At 34.7% G+C, this 25,642-nt stretch carries 27 protein-coding genes, 2 pseudogenes and 1 riboswitch; of the genes and pseudogenes, 16 read left to right on the top strand and 13 right to left on the bottom strand.

The genetic code is table 11. The features are described from left to right. The first annotated feature begins 52 nt into the window (after positions 1–52). Both BAQ46_RS28820 and BAQ46_RS28825 read left to right on the top strand, forming a co-directional pair. Positions 53–1,168: a hypothetical protein gene (locus BAQ46_RS28820; RefSeq protein WP_071743415.1), complete on the top strand. Its 1,116-nt coding sequence runs from the start codon at positions 53–55 to the stop codon at positions 1,166–1,168. A gap of 214 nt (positions 1,169–1,382) precedes the next feature. Next, on the top strand, positions 1,383–1,610 hold the full coding sequence (locus BAQ46_RS28825; RefSeq protein WP_000849109.1) for a hypothetical protein: 228 nt from the start codon (positions 1,383–1,385) through the stop codon (positions 1,608–1,610). Between the two features lie 34 nt (positions 1,611–1,644). Here BAQ46_RS28825 and BAQ46_RS28830 read toward each other — a convergent pair whose 3' ends face one another. The 3 genes from BAQ46_RS28830 to BAQ46_RS28840 are packed head-to-tail and all read right to left on the bottom strand — an operon-like array spanning position 1,645 to position 4,227. Next, the gene (locus tag BAQ46_RS28830) at positions 1,645–2,451 is read right to left on the bottom strand and encodes an ABC transporter permease (RefSeq protein ID WP_061132004.1); all 807 of its coding nucleotides are present in this window, start codon (positions 2,449–2,451) and stop codon (positions 1,645–1,647) included. After that, entirely contained in the window at positions 2,444–3,208 is a 765-nt protein-coding gene (locus BAQ46_RS28835) for an ABC transporter ATP-binding protein (protein WP_000009050.1), read from the bottom strand. Before BAQ46_RS28835 ends, BAQ46_RS28830 begins: the two co-directional genes overlap by 8 nt. Positions 3,209–3,219: 11 nt before the next feature. Next, positions 3,220–4,227, bottom strand: a complete 1,008-nt coding sequence (locus BAQ46_RS28840; RefSeq protein WP_071743417.1) for an ABC transporter substrate-binding protein — start codon at positions 4,225–4,227, stop codon at positions 3,220–3,222. A gap of 120 nt (positions 4,228–4,347) precedes the next feature. On the opposite strand from BAQ46_RS28840, the gene BAQ46_RS28845 reads away from it, so the two are divergent. The 3 genes and pseudogenes from BAQ46_RS28845 to BAQ46_RS31790 all read left to right on the top strand — a co-directional run. Next, positions 4,348–4,644 carry a DUF3986 family protein gene (locus BAQ46_RS28845; RefSeq protein WP_000455572.1) on the top strand — a complete coding sequence of 99 codons (297 nt, stop codon included), beginning with the start codon at positions 4,348–4,350 and terminating at the stop codon, positions 4,642–4,644. A gap of 11 nt (positions 4,645–4,655) precedes the next feature. Beyond that, a complete protein-coding gene (locus BAQ46_RS28850; protein WP_000227427.1) occupies positions 4,656–4,886 on the top strand; it encodes a hypothetical protein in 231 nt (76 codons plus the stop codon). Positions 4,887–4,992: 106 nt separating this feature from the next. Further along, positions 4,993–5,067 (top strand): annotated as a pseudogene (locus tag BAQ46_RS31790) (YwbE family protein); the annotation flags it as partial. 82 nt (positions 5,068–5,149) lie between these two features. Here the strand turns inward: BAQ46_RS31790 and BAQ46_RS28855 are convergent. After that, the gene (locus BAQ46_RS28855; protein ID WP_000956217.1) at positions 5,150–6,403 is read right to left on the bottom strand and encodes a glycosyltransferase family 39 protein; all 1,254 of its coding nucleotides are present in this window, start codon (positions 6,401–6,403) and stop codon (positions 5,150–5,152) included. Positions 6,404–6,693: 290 nt separating this feature from the next. Here BAQ46_RS28855 and BAQ46_RS28860 point away from each other — a divergent pair, with 290 nt between their 5' ends. After that, entirely contained in the window at positions 6,694–8,763 is a 2,070-nt protein-coding gene (locus tag BAQ46_RS28860; protein ID WP_071743419.1) for an LTA synthase family protein, read from the top strand. Between the two features lie 357 nt (positions 8,764–9,120). On the opposite strand, the pseudogene BAQ46_RS28865 reads toward BAQ46_RS28860, so the two are convergent. Further along, positions 9,121–9,911: pseudogene (locus tag BAQ46_RS28865) on the bottom strand (alpha/beta fold hydrolase). Between the two features lie 268 nt (positions 9,912–10,179). On the opposite strand from BAQ46_RS28865, the gene BAQ46_RS28870 reads away from it, so the two are divergent. Then, positions 10,180–11,433 (top strand): ATP-binding protein, encoded by a 1,254-nt coding sequence (locus BAQ46_RS28870; protein ID WP_061132007.1) that lies wholly within the window; start codon positions 10,180–10,182, stop codon positions 11,431–11,433. Then, positions 11,430–12,650, top strand: coding sequence for an ATP-binding protein (locus BAQ46_RS28875; RefSeq protein ID WP_061132008.1), 1,221 nt, complete (start codon positions 11,430–11,432; stop codon positions 12,648–12,650). The genes BAQ46_RS28870 and BAQ46_RS28875 overlap by 4 nt, the downstream gene beginning before the upstream one ends. A gap of 416 nt (positions 12,651–13,066) precedes the next feature. On the opposite strand, the gene BAQ46_RS28885 is transcribed toward BAQ46_RS28875, so the two are convergent. After that, positions 13,067–13,717 (bottom strand): HAD family hydrolase, encoded by a 651-nt coding sequence (locus tag BAQ46_RS28885; protein WP_000946538.1) that lies wholly within the window; start codon positions 13,715–13,717, stop codon positions 13,067–13,069. A gap of 108 nt (positions 13,718–13,825) precedes the next feature. Between BAQ46_RS28885 and BAQ46_RS28890 the strand changes: the two genes are divergently transcribed. The 4 genes from BAQ46_RS28890 to BAQ46_RS28910 all read left to right on the top strand — a co-directional run bounded on the left by BAQ46_RS28890 (position 13,826) and on the right by BAQ46_RS28910 (position 16,970). After that, positions 13,826–14,587, top strand: a complete 762-nt coding sequence (locus BAQ46_RS28890; protein ID WP_071743435.1) for a DeoR/GlpR family DNA-binding transcription regulator — start codon at positions 13,826–13,828, stop codon at positions 14,585–14,587. Between the two features lie 14 nt (positions 14,588–14,601). Further along, positions 14,602–15,228 carry an HAD family hydrolase gene (locus BAQ46_RS28895; RefSeq protein ID WP_000676034.1) on the top strand — a complete coding sequence of 209 codons (627 nt, stop codon included), beginning with the start codon at positions 14,602–14,604 and terminating at the stop codon, positions 15,226–15,228. 214 nt (positions 15,229–15,442) lie between these two features. After that, positions 15,443–15,766, top strand: a complete 324-nt coding sequence (locus BAQ46_RS28900) for an iron-sulfur cluster biosynthesis family protein (RefSeq protein ID WP_000289565.1) — start codon at positions 15,443–15,445, stop codon at positions 15,764–15,766. Between the two features lie 298 nt (positions 15,767–16,064). Continuing rightward, on the top strand, positions 16,065–16,970 hold the full coding sequence (locus tag BAQ46_RS28910) for a DMT family transporter (RefSeq protein ID WP_001255398.1): 906 nt from the start codon (positions 16,065–16,067) through the stop codon (positions 16,968–16,970). 28 nt (positions 16,971–16,998) lie between these two features. Here BAQ46_RS28910 and BAQ46_RS28915 read toward each other — a convergent pair whose 3' ends face one another. Beyond that, positions 16,999–17,220, bottom strand: a complete 222-nt coding sequence (locus BAQ46_RS28915) for a hypothetical protein (protein WP_000639042.1) — start codon at positions 17,218–17,220, stop codon at positions 16,999–17,001. A 278-nt stretch (positions 17,221–17,498) separates the two neighbouring features. Here BAQ46_RS28915 and BAQ46_RS28920 point away from each other — a divergent pair, with 278 nt between their 5' ends. Beyond that, positions 17,499–17,882, top strand: coding sequence for an ATP synthase subunit I (locus tag BAQ46_RS28920; RefSeq protein WP_071743421.1), 384 nt, complete (start codon positions 17,499–17,501; stop codon positions 17,880–17,882). A gap of 234 nt (positions 17,883–18,116) precedes the next feature. On the opposite strand, the gene BAQ46_RS28925 is transcribed toward BAQ46_RS28920, so the two are convergent. Both BAQ46_RS28925 and pckA read right to left on the bottom strand, forming a co-directional pair. Beyond that, entirely contained in the window at positions 18,117–18,314 is a 198-nt protein-coding gene (locus BAQ46_RS28925) for a hypothetical protein (protein WP_000788116.1), read from the bottom strand. A gap of 290 nt (positions 18,315–18,604) precedes the next feature. Continuing rightward, the gene (gene pckA, locus BAQ46_RS28930) at positions 18,605–20,191 is read right to left on the bottom strand and encodes a phosphoenolpyruvate carboxykinase (ATP) (RefSeq protein WP_000108804.1); all 1,587 of its coding nucleotides are present in this window, start codon (positions 20,189–20,191) and stop codon (positions 18,605–18,607) included. Between the two features lie 228 nt (positions 20,192–20,419). After that, positions 20,420–20,541: riboswitch (SAM riboswitch) on the top strand. A 169-nt stretch (positions 20,542–20,710) separates the two neighbouring features. Here pckA and metK point away from each other — a divergent pair. Then, positions 20,711–21,910, top strand: coding sequence for a methionine adenosyltransferase (gene metK / locus BAQ46_RS28935; protein ID WP_000163125.1), 1,200 nt, complete (start codon positions 20,711–20,713; stop codon positions 21,908–21,910). Positions 21,911–21,952: 42 nt separating this feature from the next. Here metK and BAQ46_RS28940 read toward each other — a convergent pair whose 3' ends face one another. Genes BAQ46_RS28940 through BAQ46_RS28950 form a run of 3 tightly spaced genes read right to left on the bottom strand, consistent with a single transcriptional unit; the run spans position 21,953 to position 22,862 of the window. Continuing rightward, the gene (locus BAQ46_RS28940) at positions 21,953–22,477 is read right to left on the bottom strand and encodes a GNAT family N-acetyltransferase (RefSeq protein WP_000464127.1); all 525 of its coding nucleotides are present in this window, start codon (positions 22,475–22,477) and stop codon (positions 21,953–21,955) included. A 23-nt stretch (positions 22,478–22,500) separates the two neighbouring features. Then, on the bottom strand, positions 22,501–22,683 hold the full coding sequence (locus BAQ46_RS28945; protein WP_071743437.1) for a hypothetical protein: 183 nt from the start codon (positions 22,681–22,683) through the stop codon (positions 22,501–22,503). Then, on the bottom strand, positions 22,683–22,862 hold the full coding sequence (locus BAQ46_RS28950) for a hypothetical protein (protein ID WP_000424794.1): 180 nt from the start codon (positions 22,860–22,862) through the stop codon (positions 22,683–22,685). The genes BAQ46_RS28945 and BAQ46_RS28950 overlap by 1 nt, the downstream gene beginning before the upstream one ends. A gap of 239 nt (positions 22,863–23,101) precedes the next feature. On the opposite strand from BAQ46_RS28950, the gene BAQ46_RS28955 reads away from it, so the two are divergent. Continuing rightward, positions 23,102–23,611, top strand: a complete 510-nt coding sequence (locus BAQ46_RS28955) for a MogA/MoaB family molybdenum cofactor biosynthesis protein (protein WP_000117134.1) — start codon at positions 23,102–23,104, stop codon at positions 23,609–23,611. After that, a complete protein-coding gene (locus BAQ46_RS28960) occupies positions 23,608–24,210 on the top strand; it encodes a molybdenum cofactor guanylyltransferase (protein WP_071743423.1) in 603 nt (200 codons plus the stop codon). Before BAQ46_RS28955 ends, BAQ46_RS28960 begins: the two co-directional genes overlap by 4 nt. A gap of 280 nt (positions 24,211–24,490) precedes the next feature. Here the strand turns inward: BAQ46_RS28960 and BAQ46_RS28965 are convergent, their stop codons facing one another. After that, positions 24,491–25,633 carry a glycosyltransferase family 4 protein gene (locus tag BAQ46_RS28965; RefSeq protein WP_071743424.1) on the bottom strand — a complete coding sequence of 381 codons (1,143 nt, stop codon included), beginning with the start codon at positions 25,631–25,633 and terminating at the stop codon, positions 24,491–24,493. Positions 25,634–25,642 lie beyond the last annotated feature (9 nt).

The raw sequence follows: 25,642 nt of genomic DNA on the forward strand, positions 1-25,642 counted from the left end.
TTCGTTAAAAAATGATTATGATATTTTGTAGAATGGAATAATGGAGGATTGTATGAAGAGACTGTATGGCAAGTTAGTAGGGGTTATCGTTGCAATCGGCTTACTAGCAGGGTGTGAAAGTTCTATGAAGAGTGTGAAAGAAAAAGAAGTGTGTAAAACAGACGAAGAATGTGTGGAAATAGGAGATAAGAAACTTCAAAAAGTATATGAAAAAATAGATGGATTATCTGAGCTTGAAGCAGTAGAAGATTATGAAATAGAAGAGCATGAAAGTGCGGATATGAAAGAGGCAGAGCAGAAAAAAGAAGATGATGATGAAAATTATTTCTTTTTAGCTTCTTATTATATTGATGGTGATGAAATTGTAGATCCTTATTTTGAAAAAATAGAACGGAAACGTTTAAATAAAGTATTTGCTGAAGAGAAAGAAGCGAAAGAAGAGGTGCTACAACAACGTCAAGATAGAGAGTATCATAAGGATTTATGGGATATGTATCGCACGCTTATTCCAGCTAAATATCGCGGGAATATAACAGAATTTGATTTAATAACGGATGGTTATGATGGTGTTGTTGCTCACGTTATGCCTAGTATAGAGAATCCGAAAGAATGGACTCTTAGCTTAGATACGCTTGATTCCGCGGTAAATATTGATGAAGTGATGAAAACATTAATTCATGAGACGGCTCACGTGTTGACGCTCGGGCATAAGCAAATACCAGTAGATGAAAACTATGTAAAGGATTTTGAAGAGGATAAAGATATTTCGACGTACCGAAATAAATGCGGAAATCTTTTCTTACAAGAGGGATGTGCGAAGGAAAACTCTTATATTAATCAATTTTATAATTCTTTCTGGAAGCCTATTGAGCAGGAGTGGACAGAAAAGAAAGTAGAAGAAAGTGAAGAAACGCAAATTGAATTTTTTAAAGAAAAGCATGATGAGTTTGTCTCACAGTATGGAACGACAAATGTAGCAGAAGATATTGCAGATACATTTACAGCATTTATTTTGCAAGATTCAAAAAAGGTGAAAGAAGGATCGGAGTTAAAGTATAAAAAAATTGCCTTTTTCTATCAATTCCCTGAGCTTGTAAAAATGAGGGCGGAAGTGTTGGCAGGATTATATGATGTTTCGAAAACGATAGAACAACGAAGTGGAAACTAATGCGAGTTATATATGTTAGCTAAGAAAACGTAAAGAATTGTAGTTCTTTACGTTTTTTATGTTGATAAAATTGAAAATTCTGTATTTTCATTAAAAAGAAGAAGGAACTACCATTATAAAATAGAATTAGTATAAAAATGTCACAATTTAGACACAATTATAATGCGCGTGTTATAGGGACTATAAGTTTACTCTCGAGGAGGTAATGAAACGTATGAAAACGATTCTTGCTGTCGCTGGTCTCATTTGGGTAATGTCTCACGGTTTTCCGATTTTTGAAGGGGAGCAAATTCGTAGTGCATTGGATAAAAAGTTTAATGATTATCATGTGATAGATCGAAAAGATAATGTCGTTACAGTACGTGTGAAAGATTGTTTCCATACAGTTACGGTTGCGGATGGAAACGTTAAAAATGAAACAAAGATGTGTGATAAAAAGTAAAAGAAAGAAGCTGACTATAGTCTATCGCTCTAAGTCAGCTTCTTTTTCGTTTCCCAATTAGAAGTTTTTCAAATGTCTCAACAAACACATACATAAGTGTTGCGAGGACGCATGTGAGTAGTACGCTTAGTAAGACAAGTGTGAAATTAAATACTTGGAATCCGTAGCTAATTAAGTAGCCAAGACCTTGTTTAGAGACGAGAAGTTCGCCGAATATAACACCGACCCATGATAAACCAACGTTCACTTTTAACGTTGAAATAATGGCTGGGAAAGATGCAGGGAGAACGACTTGTTTATAACATTGCCATTTATTTGCACCAAATGTGTCCATCACTTTTATATAGTTAGAATCGACTTCTTGGAATGCGCTGTAAATAACGAGAATGGTAATGATGATGGAAATGATTACCCCCATTGCAATTGACGAAGAAATATTTGGACCGAAGATTACAATGATAATTGGCCCAAGTGCCACTTTTGGCATGGCGTTTAGGACGACGAGATATGGATCAAGTACGCGGGCGAGAAGTGGTAGCCACCAAAGGAAAGTAGCGATAATGGCTCCGAGCACTGTTCCAAGAATGAAGCCTACTCCCGTTTCAAGTAATGTCGTCCATATGTGGACCCAAAGCGAACCGTCCATCCATTTATTAAGGAAGAGATCCCAAATGCTTGAAGGAGAGCTAAAGAGTAAAGGATCAATCCATTCTTTTTTGCTAGCGATTTCCCATAGTGCAAAGAAAAGAATGAGCAGTAAAAGCTGCAAAGAGCGTGCTAACCATGCGCGCCTGCGTTCTTTTTTCCGAAATTGTTCATGTAGTTGCTTTATATTATCCAAGGCGCTCCAACTCCTTCCATATATTTTGGAAGAGGGATGGGAAGTCATGGTGGTGGCGTGATTCTAACGGTGATAAGGAACGGATGCTTTCTGGGACGATAAATGTTTTTGCAATTTTTCCAGGATTCGCTTGTAGTAAATAAATACGATCACTCATCGCAATTGCTTCTTCAATATCATGTGTTACGAGTAGTGAAGTTTTCTTATATTTGTGTAGTAAGCTGAAAACGAGATTTTCTAGTTTCAATTTCGTTTGATAATCGAGCGCCGAAAAAGGTTCATCTAGCAATAAAATTTTTGGATCGGTCGCTAACGTTCGAACGAGGGCGGCACGTTGACGCATACCACCGGATAGTTCACGAGGGTATTGCTGCTCTACATCATGTAGACCGACTTGCTTTAAAAGCTGTAAAGTATGTTCTTTCGTCTGTTCATCGTAAATGTTTCGGATATGAAGTCCAAGCATAATATTTTCTTCAATTGTCTTCCAAGGGAACAAGTAGTCTTGCTGCAACATATACCCCATAGATGAAGTTTTCGTTGTAATGGGCTCACCATCTAAAAAGACGATACCTTCAATTGGATCAAGCAGCCCGGCAATAATGGAGAGGAGTGTCGTTTTGCCGCAACCACTTGGACCGAGTATCGAAATGAATTCGCCTTCTTCCACTTGTAAACTCATATCTTCGAGAATCAATTTGGCATTCTCTTTTGCGAAAAAGCAGTGAGAAACGTTACGTATTTGTAAAAAGCTCATACACTTCGCCTCTATTTCTTAATAACGCTCTCGGCAATTTTTGTATTGACGAGCGCTTCATGTGGAACTTCTTTTTGTAATTCGCCAGCGTCTTTCATAATCGTTTGGAGCTGTTTCCATTCTTCAGCATCTAATAGCGGATTTGTCGCATAAGAATGTTGCTTTTTATACCGTTCAATTACTTTTACTGTAATGTCTTTTGAAGTGTCTTTAAATACCGGAGAAACGGCATCAGCAATCTCTTCTGGACTATGAGTATCAACCCATTGCTGCGCTTTATAGAGAGCACGTGTGAACTTTTCAGCAGCAGCTTTATCTTTCTTTAAGAAACTTTCTTTTGCCATGAACGATGTATACGGAACAGTACCAGATTCATTTCCGAACGAAGCGACGATATAACCTTTACCTTCTTTTTCAAATATACTTGCAGTCGGTTCAAAGAGCTGGACAAATTCTCCCGTACCAGATGCGTAGGCATTTGCAATATTAGCAAATTCAATGTTTTGAATTAAGTTTGTATCTTTGTGAGGATCAATGCCATTTTTCTTTAAAACGTATTCTCCAACCATTTGCGGCATACCGCCTTTACGCTGTCCTAAAAACGTAACACCTTTTACGTCATTCCAATTAAAAGAGTCTAATTTTTTACGTGAAACTAAAAATGTTCCATCTGTTTGTGTAAGTTGTGCGAAGTTAATGACGGGGTCTTTTGCGCCTTGTTGATGAACGTAAATGGACGTTTCAGAACCGACGAGGGCAATATCAATCCCGCCAGATAATAAGGCAGTCATCGTTTTATCTCCTCCAGCTGTTGTTTGGAGGTCAACATGTAATCCCTCATCTTTAAAAAATCCTTTTTCAATCCCGACATATAACGGGGCATAGAAGAGAGAGTGGGTAACTTCGCCGACTCGAACATTTTGAGTTTGTTCTTTCGTATCTTCTTTTTTACTACTGCAAGCAACAAGTGTGAAGACAGCTAGTAACATGATACAAAAAAAAGCTATTAATTTTTTCACTATATAACACCTCCTAGAAGTCACTCTACAAGCATGATATGTAGGTAAGTGCCCACATGTGAGTGTAGATAGCAGGAATTTTTTTGGTGATAAAGAAGTACAAATATAAGGGGTGATAAAATGGAGTACGAATATGATGATAGCGTACATTTACATCTTGACTATTTCGGAACAGAATGTGATATGGAATCGATTGCTTATAAACGGAAGAATGAAGACGTGTGGGATGTATATTTTAATTTTGGAGCATATGGTCTTCAGAAAGATGGGATTGAGACGGGGAAATTTATGGACGAATATGCTGGTTATTACGTTTTTTCTGTACATGCTCGTGATCTTAGTTGGGAATTTGGAAGTGCTCAATTTGAAGAGTGGGTTTTGAAAAATCATATAGTAGAAAAATCGCTGCAAAAATAAGGAGGAATTTTGTGGTCGATTTTCTCATTTTCTTATTCATTTTTGTAGTGGGATTTTTTATTATGCAAGTGCTCATTTACCGATTTGCAAAGAAAAACATCCAAAAATATACAAAAACAAAATGGATTCATATGTGGCTAGAGATGAATATGAAAAAGGGTCCGAGATTAGATTTTTTTGATTTTGTAGTTATTGTACTCGTATGTATCGTATGGAAAATATGGCTGTTTCCTTTTATATAATACACATGCTAATGATTTTTTCTTTTATCATAAAATAACGAAAAGAACCTGTCTTGTGGCGGGTTCTTTTCGTTATAGTAATAGTTGTAAAAAACTTGCATTTATAAGTGAAATAGTGAGTAGTATTGTGAAAGATATTTTGACAAATACAGAAACATATACATACGGAATTAAAGTGTGATTACAGAATGGACAAATTGGCTGTGTGCAAAGTGTGGGGTAATAAGAAAGAGGTCGTCCACCGTTGGACGACCTCTTTCTTATTATGCTTGGTTCGTGCGGAAGAATGGAAGCTTCTGCACAATGTGAATTAATCCGTATGCAAGAATTAAGCACATAAGAGGATTAATGAAAAATCCATAGCGATTAATTGCTAAGAATAAGTTTGAGAAGATAATGTAAATAATAGAACTTGCTACTAGCATCATAACGCGTTTATGTTTAAATGAATTTAGCATGAAGCAGAAGCTGCTCAAGAATGTACCGATGATAAACACTCTATGACATAGTTGCATAAAGTTGTGAATACGGTATTGGTCTACAGCAGGAGCTGTTTTGAATAATTCAATTGTTTTACCGACAGTGAACCAAGAGAACCAATAAGTGAAGTCCGTCTTAAAGCCGTTCTTGATTAATTCTTTTGCGTATGCCCCTTTGTCATCTAAGCCTTTGGCTCTCATTTCATTTACTATATTTTCATATCCAATTTTATTAAATGGATCAGCACCCGCAATTAGTGGATCAGCACCTTGGGTTGAGAATAAAATAAATTGGTTGAGTGCTAAATAGTTACGAACAACCCATGCACCAATAATAAAGAAAGGTCCGATAAACCATAACAATCCGATTCGAATGGAGTCTTTAAATCCATATGTAAATAACACAACAAGAACAGGAATGAGCATCATTGGAGCTGGATTTGGACGGAACATAAGTAAAATTGAAACGACAATTCCAAACCATATATGGAATTTCACTTTATTGTATTTCCATGCGAGAACAAATACATATACACATAACGCTAATAAGAATATGGATGGAACTTCTGTTAGCAATGTACGGAAGTATGTATAGTTACTTGGATAAATAGCATATAAAATACTTGCAACAATTCCATAAATGTTTTTTTCGAACAATTCTTTTCCTATTAAGAATACTAATAGCACTGTGCATAGGTTCATAATCATGTTAATAACAGTTGCTACGTAATAGTAAGGAATTGATGTAATATCAGAAATAATCATAGCGCCAGCTAATAGTAATGGCTGACCTGGTGTGATATATGCATTTTTCCCTGGAACTTCACTAGGTTCTAAATACACATAACCAAATACACCATGTTTTAATAGTTGTTCAGCTGTTAACGAATAGTTAAAGGCATCATTTGCACCATATGTTACTTTGACTAACTCTCCATCTAATCCTGGCTGTTTTACTAAACAAAAAACGTGCAACAGGAAAGAAAGCGCCAAAATTGCATATACCGCTTTAGGCAAACTCTTAAACTTAGTAAGCAAAAATGAGCAACTCCTTTTTTATTAATTCTTTCGTATTTTCATGTGAAATCTTTAATAGTATTAAGGATTTCCAAAACATAGTTATTATATCATAAAGTGGAATGCTGAAATTAAGTTTTTCAAGAATGAGTAATTTGTATGCCATAATTTAACTGTTTACTAAGGGAATATTAAGACAATACATTTATGATAGAATCAACTATGCAGACGAAATATGTCATATATGTTATTTTAATAGAAATAGTTCTTTCGATGCGGGGGAAATTAAGACATAGAAACGAGGGAATGAATTGAAGTATGGTTCTACACTTTTTGATCTTCCAAAAAGAAATATATTAATTTCTAGCATTATAAGTAGTATGGTGACTTTATTAGTAATAACTATGCTGTTTATGCTTTTAAAGGTTTTTAATTTAGACATAATGAAAGCTCATTTAAATCAAAATCTTGTTTTAATTGTTATGATGATTTTCATATGGGGCATAACATTTTATATTTCACATTTTAATAAAAAAGAGATGTCTACACTTAGGGCATCCCTACGAGTGCATTTTGTATTATTTTTACTAGCTCATACAGTAGCGTTATTTTATATTGTCATGCAAGTTAATATGAGTTTCATAGAGGCAATGAATTGGATTTACTTGTATAACATGCAGTTTATATTAAGTTTTGTAGTAATTTATGCAATATACATTCTTGTTTATAATTTAATAGGCAAGGTTTTTCTAAGTATGATTTTAACGAGCTGTACGTTAGTCATTTTAGGTATTGTGAATTATTTAAAGCTTATTTTTAGAGGTGATCCGCTGTATCCTTCTGATTTCACACAAATTATGCATATGCAATCTGTTATACCGATGGTGATGGACTATTTTAGCTGGAGTTATATTTTTGTCATTATCTTAAGTATCATGGCTTGTATTGTAGCAGGGATATATATGAGAAGGTATATTCAAAATGTAAAGACTCATCTAGGAATAAGAGCCTTATTAGTAGTAGGTTCTATTTTTGTTCTATATGCGTACGGTAATTTTGCGAACACATTTATGAATAAAGTATTTCAAAAATCAGGTGTAGATTTTGTTTTGTGGGATCAAAATGAGAACTATGCTTCAAATGGTTTTGTACTTGGGTTTATTAGCAATTTAGATACAACAGTTATGGAAAAACCAAAAAATTATTCTAAAGAAAATATGCTTCAAATAGCAAACGATATAAAAAAACAATATAGTGGAAATATAGGGAGCCAAAAGAAAAAAGAGAAACCGAATATTATTTTTGTAATGAGTGAATCGTTTTGGGATCCGACGAAAGCAACTAACCTTTCTTTTAGTGAAGATCCTGTACCAAATTTACATCATTATATAGAAAACTTTCCTGGTGGACAAACTATTTCTCCTACATTTGGGGGAAATACGGCGAACGTTGAATTTGAGGCATTAACGAGTTATTCAATGAGTTTGTTAAAGCCAGGTTCTATACCATATCAGCAGGTTATTACAAATAAGAAAGAAATTCCATCAATCCCTACGGCGTTGAAAAAAGAAGGGTATTACACAAGTGCAATTCATTCATTTGGTCGCACATTCTTTAAACGTGATGATGTATATAAGGTGTTAGGATTTGATAAATTTAATGCAGCTGATACGATGGAAAATGTAGATGTTGATGGAGATTATATTAGTGATTTAGCGATGAGTAAAGAGATAATTGCTGAGTTAGAGAAACAAAAACAACCTACATTTATTCATGCAGTTACGATGCAAAATCATTTTCCATTTACAGAGGGCCGATTTGGTGAAAACCTAATAGAAATTAGCGGGCTAGAAAATGAAGAATCAAAGGGAGAATTAGAAACGTATACAGAAGGGTTAAGACGTTCAGATGAGGCCCTTCAATATTTAATAGAGCAACTAGATAATTTAGATAGACCTACATTATTAGTATTCTTTGGAGATCATCTTCCATCATTAGGAACAAATAAATCTTTTTATAAAGAGAATGGGTATATAACGAATGAAAAAACACCGAGCGAACGTTTAGCGATGGCCCAAACGCCGCTATTAATGTACGCAAACTTTGATATGCCAAATGATAATTTAGGTGTAGTAAGTCCAATTTATTTTTCTAATCTTATTTTTGATTATGCAGGATTAAATAAATCTTTATTTTATCAATTTTTATCGGGATTTTACAAGGAAATACCGGTGCTTAGAGATGAATTAAAAGTTGATAAAAATGGAGAAGTAATCAATGATTTAACAAAGAAACAAAAAGAAATGTTAGAGCAATATAAAATGCTTCAGTATGATTTACTTGTTGGAAATCAATATAGTAAAGATATCCTCTTTAAATAAAGTGAAACTTTAATCAGTGGGGGTTTTCTTCATCCCCCACTGATTATTAGCCTTCACCAATCGGACTTTTATGGGCAGCCCGACCCCCACCTAACTTCTTTGCTTTGCTGAATTTTGAGGTGGGGGTCTTACTGCCCGTTAAAGCGGGATAAAAGAAACAAAAAGAACTTGTATAACGATACAAGTTCTTTTTTATAGTATTTAACGGGGTAACCAGACAAGCTGGGTTTAGGGAGTATTACCTGTACATTTAGTATAAATGAAAATGTAACCGTTTTATCGAATGATTTGTGAGAAATGTGTGAATTTTAACCTTTTTAAAAACTACGTTCCTATCGATACATTTGGCATAGTTTTTTATGAATGCAAAAACTTTATAAGTTCTTCGTTTAATTCATCCGCTTGATCAATTGGAGAGCCGTGACCACTATTTGTGAGAGGATGTAACTGAGAATTTTTAATACGCTTTTGTATGGGATAAGTTGATCATGAATACCGTGGAATATTTTTGTTGGCACGTTAATTTTACTTAAGTCTTTCGTTACATCTTCATTTGCGGCTGCTTGCAATATTTTGATGAGAGCATAAGAAGCAGACTGCATACCGAGATAAGAAAACCATTCTAGCGTAGCAGATCCTAAGTTTCTATTAAAAAATGATAAAGATACATCATTTAAAAATTTAGGCATATTGGCATACATTTGATTAATGAGAGTGTCTGCTTGTTCTTTTGGGACACCATAGGGAGATTCTTGATTTTTAACGAAAGAGGGGGAAACGGCATCGACTAATACAAGTTTAGAAATACGATGACCATTATAGCGAGACATGTACCGAATAGAAAGAGCACCACCTACTGAGAAACCAATTAATGTAGCATTTTCGACTTGAAGTGCTTCTAAAACGATGGCGATATCGTCTGCTAAACGATTGTATGTGTAACCAGTCCATGGTTTATCAGATTGTCCATTTCCGCGTATATCCATAGCGATGCAGCGGAAACCGTGTTGTGGTAACACGTTGAGCTGATATTGGTACATTTAATGATTTAAAGGCCAGCCATGGACGAAGAACACGGTTTTACTACCGGGACCGGGATTAACGTCTTGCACAAAAATATGCACATCTTTTTCAACGGTAACAAACATGAATGAGCCTCCTATTCATACGCGAGGAGCGTATGATTTTGTTCTATTAAGACACTAAGCTTTCCTTCATTTTTTACCACTTATATAAAATCTCTCCCACATAATATACGTATTATTGTTTATAATTTTTATGATTGCATATCGTCTGAAAATATCACGATTTTGGGATGATTTTCCTCAAATGTTCGATTTATCTTTGTTTGTATAAGGAAATCATTTATTATAATAAATGGTATTCTTAGAGATATTATGTTGAAGGGGTGTTGAAGTGAAGGAAAGTTTTCTATCATATAAAGAAGAAGAAAGGAATGCCAAAATCTTTTTGTGGGTGCTATACGTCATTGTTGTTTCATACCAAATTTTCTATGCAATCGTATTAGAAAATAAATCACTAACGGATAAGGGACATAGCATACTATGGCAAGTTATTTGCGGAACTGCAATACTCGGTGTAAATGTATATTTAATAAAAAAAGAGAAAGTGAATTTTGTGAAATATGCATGTGTATTTGCATACATAGGAATAGAAATTGCTAACATATTTTCGTATATGCTTTATAATGAGGCGGCATTTGATGGGGGAAATATAGTAGAAATTATTCTTATCTTCTTTGTACCTATATTTTTAAATAAAAAATATTTTGTGTTTGTACTTTCAACTATTGTAGGGAAATATGTAATTTACTTATTTGTATTAAAAGAAGTAAAAGGATTTATGTTCCTCATTATGTATACACTCGTATTAATAGCAGCATACATCATTTTAAATCGATTTATACAATACCTTTCAGCGGTAAAGGAAAGTATTAAGATTGCTAGTGAATCACAAAAATTAGCAGTAATCGGAAAGATGGCAGCGACAGTGGGACATGAAATTAAAAATCCACTTGCTTCATTGAAAGGGTTTACGCAATTACAACGAGAGAAGCATGAAGAGGACCCTATTTATAAACAGATGATTTTTGAAATAGAAAATATGAATAATATGATAAGTGAATTGATGGAAGTTGCTACATGTAAACCTTCTATTTATAAAAAACATAATATAGGTGAAATTGTATTACAAGCAGTAGCAATTCTTCGAGAAAAAATGAATGAATCTAGTATCCAGCTTATTTCTAATATCGAAGAAAAGATGATAGAAATTGAATGTGATGAGCGGAAAATGCGAGGAGTTTTTCTATATGTCATAAAAAATGCTCTGGAGGCAATGGAGCAAGGTGGCACATTAGAGTTACGGTTAGAAAATAAAGGACAAGATTATGTAATGCTAAGTGTAATCGATAATGGTTACGGTATTAAGAAAGAGAATGTGGCTCGTGTTACAGAAGCTTTTTATACAACAAAACAGGATAAAATTGGTTTGGGACTTACGGTAGCAGATCGAATTGTCAACGAACACCTTGGTACGTTACATATTTCAAGTGAAAGAGATAAGGGAACGAGAATAGATATTATTCTTCCAAAAAAGTGTGGAAATAATGAAGTACAAGTGGGAGAAAAGCTAGGAGTTACCATATGAATAAAGACGATATATTTAAAAATGAAGAAATGAAGGCGCTGAAAATATATTTAAGTTTATTTTTCATTATATTTTTTGTATACGATCTTGCCTACGAATTTATTGTACCTTTAATAGGAGGAGAGCAAGAAGGAGTAGGACAATTTGAAGATGGTTTAGGTTTATGGCTTTATTTTCTGATGGTGGTTTTATTTTGCATTGGAATATACTTTATGAAATGGAAAAATCCATTTGCAGTAAAGTATATTATTCTAATTGGATATAATCTATTAGATTTTATCCATAATATTATGATTTACTACGGTAGTGATGCTGAGTTTGATGGTGGGAATATAGTAGAAGGATTTTTTATTTTATTTGCCCCACTTTTTGTGAATAAAAGATATTTTTGGTTAGTTCCGAGCATACTTGTTGGAAAATATGCTCTTATAGGAATCATGATTCACTCATCACTCGTTTTAATCCCGATGGCATTATATAGCGTATTTACTATCATATGTTGGATTATGTTTGTAAGGTTCCAATCTTACGTTCGTACGCTTGAGATGATGAATAAAGAAATACAACAAACAGAAAAGTTAGCAACTGTTGGGAAAATGGCTACAGTTATTGGTTCCAAAATTAAAAGACCTTTAGCCAATTTAGATAAATTTGTGAATAAGCAAGCGATTAAATATCCAGAGGATAAAATATATAGTGATATTATGAAACAAGAAGTAGAACGAATTCATACAATCGCTACAGAACTTAGTGGATTTGAGAAATCTAAATCAATAGAATCAGAAGTTCATAATATAGAAGAAATTATCGCTTATGTTATTCGAGTTATGGGGAAGCCTGCTTTAAATCAAGGTGTGCACATACAAGGTATTTATAGTAAAGACATACCATCGATTACATGCGATGAAAAACGATTAAAACAAGTATTTTTTAATTTAATTAAAAATGCGATTGAAGCAATGTCAGTTGGCGGAACGATTACGATTAAAGTGACTGTAGAAGATGCAATCATTGTTCAAGTTAAGGATGAAGGTTGCGGCATTCCAAAAGACAAAATCCCGAAGCTAAATGAAGCCTTTTACACAACGAAAGAAACGGGAACAGGTTTAGGCTTAGTAGTTACAGAAAAAATTATTAAAGACCACAACGGTAAAATGAGTTTTGAAAGTGAAGTTGGGGTTGGAACGACGGTGAAGGTTATGTTGCCGATACAATAAAAAATATATTTTAAAAAGGGAAATCATTTATTTGAGAGTGATTTCCCTTTTTTGTGAATAAAAATCCGGAAGTGTTTACACTATTGGTGCATTATGTATAATTACGAATCTAAGATATGGGTATTTTTATGGTGGTAATATAGAGTGAGTTTGTTAGTTGTTGACCTAAATTATTGAGGCTTTTTCTGTTGAATAAATTATTTTTAGGAGAGAACTAAATATTTGTGATTAGAAAAACAGAATATACAGCACTGGTAGTAATTCCAGGATTAATATAAAGGGATATAGCATCTCCTCTCGAAACGAGGTTTCCGGTTGTAATGCTACTCCAAGTTACAGTAGCTGGACCTACAGCTGAAGTAGGATTAAATACTTGAAGTTACCCCGATCCAGTAATTTTGTCAGTAGTAGACTACTTATTTTGAAAATGTAGTATTTAATGAGATGAGAAAATCATCTGTTTTCTTAATAAAATAATCTGGTTGTACAGTAAATGTAGCAGATTGATAGTTTGGTAACCATTGTACGCCAATCGTTCGTACATCTGCCTGTTTTCCAGCAAGTATGTCAGCATCACTATCCCCAATAAAAATTGCTTCGTTTGCATTTACATGTAATGTATTTAATACAAGAAGAATACCTTCAGGATCAGGTTTTGGCTTCATTACATCATCTCCAGCTACTATACAGTCGAAGAAAGAAACTAATCCTAATGCTTTTAGAGAAATGTCCAGGCTTCTTCTTGCTTTTCCAGTTACGATAGCTAACTGAAACCCTTGTTTTTTTAAATGTATTAAAAGGTCTACTATTTCATGATTTCGCTCTACGTAATCATGATGCTTTTCTTCATAACATTCATAGTATCTTTCAACTGCTACTTCTTTTTCTTCAGAGAGTAAGTTCTCATGAATAATACCAATTTCACTTGGGCCAAACATAGAAAGAATCTCTGCTTCAGTAATTTCTTTATTATCAAATTGCCAAAAAACGTTTTGAAACGAGTAATAACATAAAGGTAAAGTATCAGCTAGTGTGCCATCAAAATCAAAAATAATTGTACGTAGCATTTTCTCACTCCTGTTTTAAGTTATTTTAAGGTTTATTTAAGGATTTATGTTGTGATATACTTAAAATAACTTAAAAGTACTTAAAAGTAAATAAAAATGGGTGAGAGTATGAATCAAGAGGAACGTTTAATAAAAATAATGGAGTATTTGAATGAACATAGGACGATGAGTTTGAAGATAATGTGTGAGCTATTTCAAGTCTCCAGAGATACAGCAAGAAGAGATATTGTAAAGTTAACAAATGAAACAACAATAGTGCGAACCCATGGTGGTGTAGCTTTATCATCTTTCCACCATAAAATATCGGATTATGTAAATCGTGAGGAAAAAGAAATTGAATATAAGATATCTATTGGAAAGCGAGCTGCTTCTTTTGTAGAAGATAATGAAGTGGTTTATCTTGATGTTTCAACAACTGTTAACTGTATGGCTTCATTTTTGACAGCAAGTAACATAACGGTTGTTACAAATTCAATTGATACAGTAAATCATTTAATGGATATGGAGAATGTAAATATTCATATTTTAGGTGGAGAATTAAATAAACACTCACGTTATATGACGGGTTTTTCTGCAATGGAGAAACTAAAAGATTATCATTTTGATAAGGTTTTTATTGGATCACCCGGTCTTACAGAAGATGGTGTCTATTATGCGTATGAGGAAGATATTCATTTTAAGCGTCAAATTGTTAAACAAACAAATGAAGTGTTTTTACTTGCTGATGAGACAAAAATGAATCAACGTCAAAACTTTAAGGCGCTGTCATTAGAATCGATAGATACAATTATTACGAATGATGCTATACCTGGCGATTTAGAAAGAGTAGTGAAAGAATATGGAATTGAGCTAATCGTTGGAGTGAAGTAAAGGGGGACGTAAAAATGAAGGGGATTATATTTGATATTGACGGAACGATGTTAGATACGGAAAAAGCAGTTTTATATTCATTACAGAGAACGTTGCGAGATGAAGGGATGAATTATTCATTAGAAAAGCTACATTTTGCATTAGGTATTCCTGGTATGGCTACGTTACAAGAAATTGGTGTGGAAAATATGAAAGCAGTTCATGAGAAATGGATACGTAATATGGCAGATTTTAAGAATGAAATTACAGTATTTAAAGGAATTGCGGAAGTGATTGAAATAGTATCTTCATATAAGATTCGAACTGGTATTGTGACTTCAAAAACACGTCAAGAGTTTATCGATGATTTCCAGCCATTTGGATTACATTCATATTTTGAACACTCTATTTGTGTGGAAGATACAATGAAACATAAACCACATCCAGAGCCACTTGTGACATGTCTAAAAAGATTGAATATAGAGGCACAAGAAGCGATATACATAGGTGACTCAGTATATGACTTACAATGCGCAAAACAAGCGGGAGCAAAATTTGGTTTAGCCTTGTGGGGAGCAAAGACAAGGAAAGGATTCGAAGAGGCTGATTATATTTTTCAAACGCCTCATGAAATTTTAAGTTTAGTAAAAAGAGATAGCTAATTTAGCTATCTCTTTAAAAATTTATAACCACCATTTTTCCTGTGGAATCAAAGTAACATCCACTTCAAAATTTTCTTTAAACCAATTATACATCAATGTTTCTTTCACTTACTACATACATTGTATATTGTTCGTAATTTTCTGTATATATTTTTAAAGAAAAATGGTGGTACAATATATGAAGGATACGAGAAGAGAGGATGAAGATTAGAGTATGTACGTTACTGTAACAGAAGCAGCATATAAAAAAATTATGGATACGATTCCAAATGAAGCGAAATATATAAAGTTATTTTACGATAATGAAGGTTGCGGTTGTGTAATGAGCGGAATTATCGATTTAGTAGCTGTAGCAGAAAAAGATGAGCGCGATGTGGATATCGAATCTAGCACAATGAATTTTATCGCAGATCGCACAAAGCTTGTATTTATGGATGATAAATTAACAGTTGATTGGCATGAAGGTGGAGGGACGTTTCAGCTGAAGAGCCCGAGCCAATTTTATAATCCAAATATGAAGTTACACGTTCGAGTGTAGTAAAGAAAAGGTGGTTCCAAAACGTATTTTGGAACCACCTTTTTTATTGTATAAGTCGCTATTCTTGTCGTTTTTTGTTGATAAGTCGATATATTTAAAAAATCGCTGATATAATTCGAGTAGCGCCGATATATTTTGAAAATCGCCGATATAATCAGAGTAGCGCTGATATATTCAGAAAATCGCTGATATAATTTCATACCCCAAAACGTTTCATACAATAAAAAGATTTTTTCACATAATGAAATGTACATATGATTGAATTTTCTGTATAATTTTATTTGCGGAGGGGATACGCATGAGAAGATGGGGAATTGAGTTATTAATTTTAGCAGTCGTTATTATTTGGGGGATTAATTTTACGATTGCGAAATATGGACTTTTAGAATTTACAGCAATTGAGTTTACTGCACTTCGGATGATATCGGCGGCACCGCTTATGTTACTCCTTACATTTTTTATTGAAAAGTCGGTTTATATGGAGAGAAAAGATATACCTAGATTAATCATCGTTAGCGTTGTAGGTATTGTACTGTATCAAACGTTATTTATGGAAACTGTTAAATATACATCCGCTACAAATGCCTCTTTACTTATTTCTATTTCACCTATTTTTACAACTGTATTTGCGATTATCTTAAAACAAGAAAAGTTTTCTTCTCGAAAGCTTATCGGTTCGATTATTGCCTTTTGTGGTGCAGCCTTAGTTTTAGTAGCAGGGCATTCACTGGCTAGTTCTTTTTACGGGAATGGGATTGGACTCATTACATCAATATGTTGGGGGCTTTATCCTGTTTTAGCTGGTCCATTAATTAAAAAATATTCAGCGCTACGTGTTACCGCATGGTCAGCACTAGTTGGCGCGATTCCACTCTTGCTTTTAAGTGGACCATACGTATTTATAATGCCATTTCATATTACACATGGAATAACACTATTCGCTTTACTATATTCTATTTTCTTTGTAACAGTATTTGGTTTAGTAATGTGGTATGTTGGTGTTCAAAAAATTGGAGCATCACATACGATGGTATATATGTATATAACGCCACTTGTAGCTGTTTTATTTGCAGCTGTATGGGCAAATGAATACGTATCGTTTCAACAAATAATCGGTGGAATTATTATTTTCTTCGGTTTATGGTTTGTGAAATCGGAGAAAGTAAAAGTGCATTCTACTGCGGGGGAACCTATATCAAAATAGGAAAACAGATCACCTATGATCTGCTTTCCTATTTTTTTATTTTTGGTAAGAAGATGAGAAATAAGATCGCAGTAATAAGTGGAATTAAGTTTAAAAATGGAATACGGAAGAGTGTAATAAGAATAATACCCGGAAGAAGGACACCGAGGACAGCGTAGAAAATACTATGGTTTTTCGTGTACCAATATAATGAAAGTCCAATAAGTGCAGGGATAATGAGGTGAATGAGAGCCATTAAAAAATAAATCATTAGACGCCCCCTTTATTTGTGTACTTATTACATCATATCCGTATGTTCATAGATTGATATCAATTTTTTCATAAATGGACGAAAAATGTTTGAAAAAACGTCACAAATTATGGGGGGATGATCTTTGAAATCTTGTATAATATTATTTTCTAAAAATATTTAAACAACATAAACATACCGTTTATGTTGTTTTTAATTTGAGTGAAATAAATGTAAGTAGTATAGACTTGAAAAAATTTATTGTTGGATAGATAAAAATTACGGAAGAGGAGAACATCATGATTAGTATGTCATTAAGGTCGTTTAAAATTCAATCGTATTGTATACTAGGTATTCTTTTACTAGGCTGGATGGTAACGCCGTTTTCAGCACATTTTTTAGGTGCAGGAATTGGACTTATCGTAAGTATGTATTGCGTTTGGCTTTTAGGGAGACGAATTGAGAAGCTTGGGGATAGTATCGTAAAGAAAACGAAAGCGCCGACGCTCGGTATGTTTAATCGTTTTGCCGCTGCTATTTTAGGCGCTATTATTATGTACGAAATTGAGCACCATATGGTAATGTGGGCATTTGCAGTAGGGATTATGGGCGGTTATTTTTTAATCGTTGTGAACTTAGGTTATTATAGTATGAAAGATGAAAAGGAACTAACAAAAAGATAAAAAGCCTCTTTTTAGATGGAATAGAGGATCTAGCGAGGGATAGAAGCGTTTAAATCCTTTTTTAGCTCCATACGTTGTGAAACTAGAGGGATGTAATTTATATGTTCGAATCCGTAAGTTGTATGTGTAAAAATGAATTTACCCTAGAATAAGGAATCCAGCGATGAATAGTACAACAGGAAGCGAAACATTGCATAAAATACAGGTTTTTGCTTCCGATAAGTTAACATGAAATTACGTATTAGTATGACTTTTATGTTCTTTAAAAAAGTTGGATATAATACAAAAAACTATTCCGGTAATTAGAATAATATATTTTATCGTTTCACTTGTATGCTCAAATAAATTAACGTTAAGCATTACAAGTCCCCAAAACATTTGAATCGCTCCATAACTGAATAAAATTTTTCCTGTACGAGAAAAATTTTTCATAGGTTTCACCCCTTCCTATATATGTAAATTATATCATGAAAAACTAAAAATAAGTAAATATAAAGTGAAAATTCTGTAAATTAACAAACGAAGTCACAGATGAAGAGAGTAACGTTTTACTTTATATAAGATATAGAAAGAAGCTTACGTAAAAAACGTAAGCTTCTTTTTTATGTAAGTGTGTGTAACCGTTAAGCCGCATTGGGTTTTGTCGGTGAGTACGCGAAACTTTACGGTTACACGACACTTATTCATATGAGTAAAGGGTTATTCCAACAGAAAGTTTGCGCTTAAGCGATTGGGCCGCCTAAGTTAATAATGTCTTCAGATACGCTGTCGAACTTTTTGAAGTTAGCTTTGAATTCATTTGCAAGTTCGATTGCTTTTGCTTTATAAGCAGCTTTATCAGCCCAAGTTTGTTCAGGCATTAACACTTCGTCAGGTACACCTGGTACGTGAAGTGGAACTTCAAGACCGAAGATGTCATGTTTAGCTGTTTCAGTTTTCGCAAGTTCACCGCTTAATGCTGCTTGAATCATTGCACGAGTGTAACCTAAGTTCATACGTTTACCAACGCCGTATTCGCCACCAGTCCAGCCAGTGTTTACTAAGAATACTTTCGCATCGTGTTTCTCAATTTTTTCACCAAGCATTTCAGCATAGCGAGATGCATCAAGTGGTAAGAATGGTGAACCGAAGCAAGTTGAGAATGTTGCTTGCGGAGATGTAACACCGCGCTCTGTTCCTGCTAGTTTACTAGTGTAACCACTTAAGAAGTGATACATAGCTTGTTCTTTTGATAACTTACTGATTGGAGGCAATACGCCAGATGCATCAGCAGTTAAGAAGATAATTGTATTTGGGTGTCCTGCAACACTTGGCAGTACGATATTGTCAATCGCATGCATAGGGTATGCAGCACGAGTATTTTCTGTTAAAGTAGTATCGTTATAGTCTGCGATACGCGTTTGGTCATTAATGATAACGTTTTCTAAAACAGATCCAAATGTGATTGCATCGAAAATTTGTGGTTCTTTCTCGTGAGAAAGGTTTACACATTTCGCGTAGCAACCGCCTTCAATATTGAATACACCGTTATCAGACCAACCGTGCTCATCATCACCGATTAATTTACGGTTTGGATCAGCAGATAATGTTGTTTTACCTGTTCCAGATAAACCGAAGAATAATGCTACATCGCCTTCTTCACCTACGTTTGCAGAGCAATGCATAGAAAGGATATCTTGTTCAGGTAATAAGAAGTTCATAATAGAGAAGATTGATTTTTTCATTTCTCCAGCGTATTCTGTACCACCAATTAGTACGATACGTTTTTCGAATGAAACCATAATGAATGCTTCAGAGTTTGTACCGTCAACAGCTGGATCAGCTTTGAAATTCGGTGCAGAAACAATTGTGAACTCTGATTCATGAGTTGTTAATTCTTCTTCAGTTGGACGAATGAATAGTTGATGTACAAATAAATTGTGCCATGCATATTCATTAATAACTTGAATTGGTAGGCGGTAATTGCGGTCAGCGCCTGCAAATCCTTTGAAGACGAATAACTCTTCTTTCTCTTTTAAGTATTCTAAAACTTTCGTATATAATTTATTAAAATGTTCTTCAGAAATCGGTTGGTTCACTGCTCCCCAAGCAATTTTGTCAGCAACCGATGCTTCTTTCACAATAAATTTATCTTTAGGAGAACGTCCTGTATATTTTCCAGTTGAAGCAGAAACGGCACCAGTCGAAGTTAATTTCCCTTCATTTCGCATTAATACTTTTTCCACTAATTGCGGAACACTTAGTTGAATCTGTGCATTGCTTCCGTTCAATAATTCGTGTAAACCAATTTGGACATTCACAGTACTCATATTTATATACCATCCTTTTCATTTAATGAAATATTTCTCGTAATCCCCAACAAGAGTATAACACAATTATATAAATAATGTATACTATTTATTTCTTTTTGTTTGTGTGAATACATTATTTCCTTATTAATATTTCATTTTAGGCGCATTGAGAAAAACTTTCACGAAAATGTGAATATTAATTGACAAATGAATATCATTTCTTTAGTATAGGTTGGGACGGATACTCTCTTATCCCGAGCTGGCGGAGGGACAGGCCCGATGAAGCCCAGCAACCTCACTTGTATTGGTAAACACAAGTGAATAGGTGCTAAAACCTGTGCGAGGCTACAGGTCTCGAACGATAAGAGCGAAGGGCAAAAAGCAGTATGCAAGTAGCAAATTAAACCTTTCCTCTCTATTATGTAGGAAAGGTTTTTCTGTATGCTTGTGTGGGAGAATAAATGTATGTCGCAATCTGTGGCAAATTAAGGATGAGTTCCGTACAATATATACAATTACTGTAGGGAGGTTTACCACATGACAAAAAAACGTCATCTGTTCACATCTGAGTCTGTAACTGAAGGACATCCAGATAAAATTTGTGACCAAATTTCTGATTCAATTTTAGATGCGATCTTATCAAAAGACGCAAATGCACGTGTAGCTTGTGAAACAACTGTAACAACTGGTTTAGTATTGGTAGCGGGGGAAATTACGACTTCTACTTACGTAGATATTCCAAAAATCGTTCGTGAAACAATTCAAGGCATTGGTTACACACGCGCAAAATACGGATTCGATGCAGAAACTTGTGCAGTTTTAACATCTATCGATGAGCAATCTGCTGACATCGCTATGGGTGTTGACCAAGCGCTAGAAGCACGCGAAGGTCAAATGACTGACGCTGAGATTGAGGCAATTGGTGCAGGAGACCAAGGTTTAATGTTTGGTTTCGCATGTAATGAAACACAAGAGTTAATGCCACTTCCAATCTCGCTTGCTCACAAATTAGCTCGCCGTTTAACTGAAGTACGTAAAAATGATACATTATCATACCTACGTCCGGATGGAAAAACGCAAGTTACAGTTGAGTATGATGAAAATGGTAAACCAGTACGTGTTGATACTATCGTAATTTCTACACAACATCACCCAGATGTTACATGGGAAGAAATCGATCGCGACTTAAAAGAGCACGTAATTAAAGCTGTAGTACCAGCAGAATTAATCGATGGAGAAACAAAATTCTTCATTAACCCAACTGGCCGCTTCGTAATTGGTGGACCACAAGGTGATGCTGGTTTAACAGGACGTAAAATCATCGTTGATACTTACGGTGGATACGCTCGCCACGGTGGCGGTGCATTCTCTGGTAAAGATGCAACAAAAGTTGACCGTTCTGCAGCATATGCAGCTCGTTATGTTGCGAAAAACATCGTAGCAGCTGGTCTTGCTGAGAAAGCAGAAGTACAACTTGCATACGCAATCGGTGTAGCACAACCAGTATCAATTTCAGTTGATACATTCGGCACTGGTAAAGTATCTGAAGACGTATTAGTAGAACTAGTTCGTAACAACTTCGATCTTCGCCCAGCTGGTATTATTAAAATGCTAGACTTACGTCGCCCAATTTACAAACAAACAGCAGCTTACGGCCACTTCGGACGTACTGATGTAGATCTATCATGGGAACGTACAGACAAAGCTGCAGCTTTAAAAGAGCAAGCTGGTCTATAATATATGAAAAAAAGCTTTGCGCGGTGAGCGCAAAGCTTTTTTTTATATATAATTACGTTGGAATAAAGCGAAGAATTCAATATCATGCCAAGTGCCATTGCGGAATATAGCTTCTTTACAAGTTCCTTCATGTTGAAAACCGAGCGATTTATATAATTTAATTGCTCTATCGTTAAAAGAAAATACTCGTAAAGAAAGGCGATGTAAATTTAATTCTAAAAATGCATAATCCAATAATAAGATGAAAGCTTCCTTCCCATAACCTTGCCCCCAGTAACCCTTGTTACCAATATCAATAATACATTCAGCGTTTCGATTATACGAATCAATATGAATTAAAGAAGTAATACCAATTGAAAGATGCGTAGCTTTTTCTTCAATGATATAGCTCTTAGAGTTCGGAGAATGAATAAATTGCTGGCAAAGTTTTTCTGTGTCTTGAAGGGAATATTTATCAAGAGTGAGAGTAGTTGAACTCATAACGTCCATATCATTATGCCATTTATAATATGTTAGAATATCATCTTCGGAAAACTTTCGTAACTGGATACGGTTTGATTCAAACAATGTAAGTCCCCCTTTTGTATTTACTATTTTTTGTTCATTATTTCAACAAAAGAGCTACAATAAATCTCTCCTTCTAGCTCAATATACTTTTTCATATTCGTCATGCCATTTGCCGGAAGCGGCATATGAATCCATGCTTTTTCATATGTTTGTATTTCTTTTTGGCATGATTTACAAACAGTTGGCTTTTTTGAAACATGTGAAATCAACCTTTCATTTGACGTGCTTTGCCCGCGCAAAATGCACCGCTTAGTAAAAATAGCGTTGCGCATATAATACTTACTAATGTAGCGTATGGAATTGCGCCTTTTAGAGAAAAGCCGACAGTGATGGAAGCGATAAATAAGAGGATGAATGTTGTTGTTAATTTTTTGTATAGTTCCATAATAGATAGACCTCCAATTTATTTTTTAGTACAAGTTTTAAAATTGAATTCTATGTATGTAGAAAATATAAAGAGTAGCTAAAGGTGTGTAGTCTAAGGAGTATAAGAAAGTGCACTTTCCTTTTTGTGGTTTTTTATACTTATATTGTATCATGGCGCATTGTTGGCTTCATACATAATTGTGTAAAGATATGTATGATAAAATGAAGAAAAGTCTTTAAGAAAGGAAAGATGAAAAAATGAGCGTAACCGAACATAAAAAACAAGCGCCAAAAGAAGTGCGCTGCAAGATTGTAACGATTTCCGATACACGTACAGAAGAGACAGATAAGAGCGGGCAACTATTACATGAATTGTTAAAAGAAGCAGGCCATACAGTGACTTCTTATGAAATTGTGAAAGATGATAAAGAAAGTATTCAGCAAGCTGTGTTAGCTGGTTATCATAGGGAAGATGTTGATGTTGTATTAACAAATGGCGGAACTGGTATTACGAAACGCGATGTCACAATTGAAGCAGTATCAGCGTTATTACATAAAGAAATTGTCGGATTTGGTGAGTTGTTCCGCATGATTAGTTATTTAGAAGATATCGGAAGCAGCGCAATGTTAAGTAGAGCGATCGGCGGCACAATTGGGCGCAAAGTAGTCTTCTCGATGCCAGGATCTAGCGGAGCAGTTCGCCTTGCGATGAATAAATTAATTTTACCAGAATTAGGTCATATTACATTTGAGTTGCATCGCCAATGAGTAAGTATGCTGGAATTGTATTGGCAGGAGGTATGTCGAGTCGATTCGGTGAACCAAAAGCGTTAGCGAGCTGGCAAGATAGTACTTTTATTGAGCATATTTTGAAAGTGATGACAAGTACGCTCCAAGAAGTTGTAGTCATTAGTCATTCTGATATAAAAGAGCGAGTAGAGAAACTCGTACAAGTTCCTGTTATAGAAGATATTCCGCACTATAAAGGGAACGGGCCACTTGCTGGAATTGTATCAGGTATGGAATATATAGAAGCAGATTGGTATGCTATTATGCCATGTGATGCGCCAAATGTTTCGCATGAGTGGTTTACCATTTTACTGGAGCAAACAAGCAATGAGTATGATGCAGTTGTACCTATTATTAATGGAAGGAAACAACCGCTACTTGCAGCGTACCATAACCGCGTGAAAGAAAAGATTTATACTTTGCTTCAAGAAGAAAAAAGAAGTATGGGTCAGCTTTTATCACAATGTAATGTGAAATATATTGCTGGTGAAGATGTACAAGCGCATGCAGAGTGGTTTATAAATGTGAATACGAAAGAAGAATATGTGCAGGCTCAAAAAGACCTTTCAAATGAATGAAAGGTTTTTTTGTATACAGAAATTGGGGAACAATTACTGTATAAAGGTATGTGAGTAAGTTGATTTTAAGGGGAATTCTTAAAATCACTATACAGTTAAAATACTGTATAACCATATATTAATTTTTATGGGTTTTTATTACAAGTCTATTTGTTTATGTTTGTTTTTGTTATAATGAATATAGAAATAATATAATATTTCACCTTGTGTATCATTTATTTAAGTAAATTTTACAATTGTATAATAAACTCCCTTCGTTTTTTGAAGGGAGTTTTTCTGTTTAAGCAAGTAACTCTGATGCGTTATGCTGAAGTACTTCCTCATATTCGTTAAGCAAGCCACGAAAGATCTCATCCCAGCTTTTTGATTTCGCATAAGATAAAGCTGCTACTCCCATCTGCTCCAATTTTTCTTCATTTTGCAATAAAAAATAAATGGATGATAGAAATGCGTCCTCATTTTTTGGCGGGCAAAGAACTCCCGTTTTTCCATTTGTAATAATATTTTTAACCCCGCCACTATTTGCACCGATGACAGGTGTGCCGCATGCAAGCGATTCAAGTACAACATTTCCGAATGTTTCAGTGGCTGATGGAAATACCATCATGTTAGAACAAGCATATGCTTCAGCTAAATCCACGCCTTGTAAATAGCCAGTAAACGTGACATTTGTTTTCGGAACAGCTTCACGAAGACTTGTTGCTAGAGGACCGTCTCCTGCTATAAGCCAATGAATATCGTTTCGAGTATGCGCTGATTTAACGATAAGATTTTGCAACATATCAATATCTTTTTCAGGAGCAATCCGTCCAACATAGGAAAGGACATACTTCGCTGTAATATTATATTTTTTCCGGAATACTTCTGTATTGTAAGCTGGATGAAAGAGTGTGCAATCTACACCCCGTCCCCAAATAGAGAGGGCCTGAAAGCCTTTATGTTTTAATTGATGTAATGTTTCAGGAGAAGGGACAAAATTTTTTTGCATATGACTATGAAACCATTTTAAATAGTTCCAAAGCATATTGGAGAGAAATTCGATTTTGTAATAGCGTAAATAAGCATCGAAATCAGTATGATAAGAACCGACAACTGGGATGTTTAACTTTTTCGCATAATACAATCCACAAAGTCCCATGTTGAAAGGTGTAGCAATGTGAATTATGTCAGGTTTAAAGGAAAGAAGTTCTCGCTTAATGCGCGGAGTAGGAAAAGAAAAGCGACATTCTGGATATAATATTGTTAACGGGATACTTCTCATCTTGTTCACATTCGCTACGAAATTATCTTCAGCTGTATGCTGAGGTGCGAAAACAGAATAGGCGATATTTTCTTTCTGAAAATATCGTGTTAACCGCTCTAACGTTTTCGCAACCCCGTTCACTTGTGGCGTAAAAGTATCGGTAAAAATGGCGACTCTCATCATATCACT

It is taken from the genome of Bacillus paranthracis (assembly GCF_001883995.1).
In the GTDB taxonomy this organism is placed as follows: domain Bacteria; phylum Bacillota; class Bacilli; order Bacillales; family Bacillaceae_G; genus Bacillus_A; species Bacillus_A paranthracis.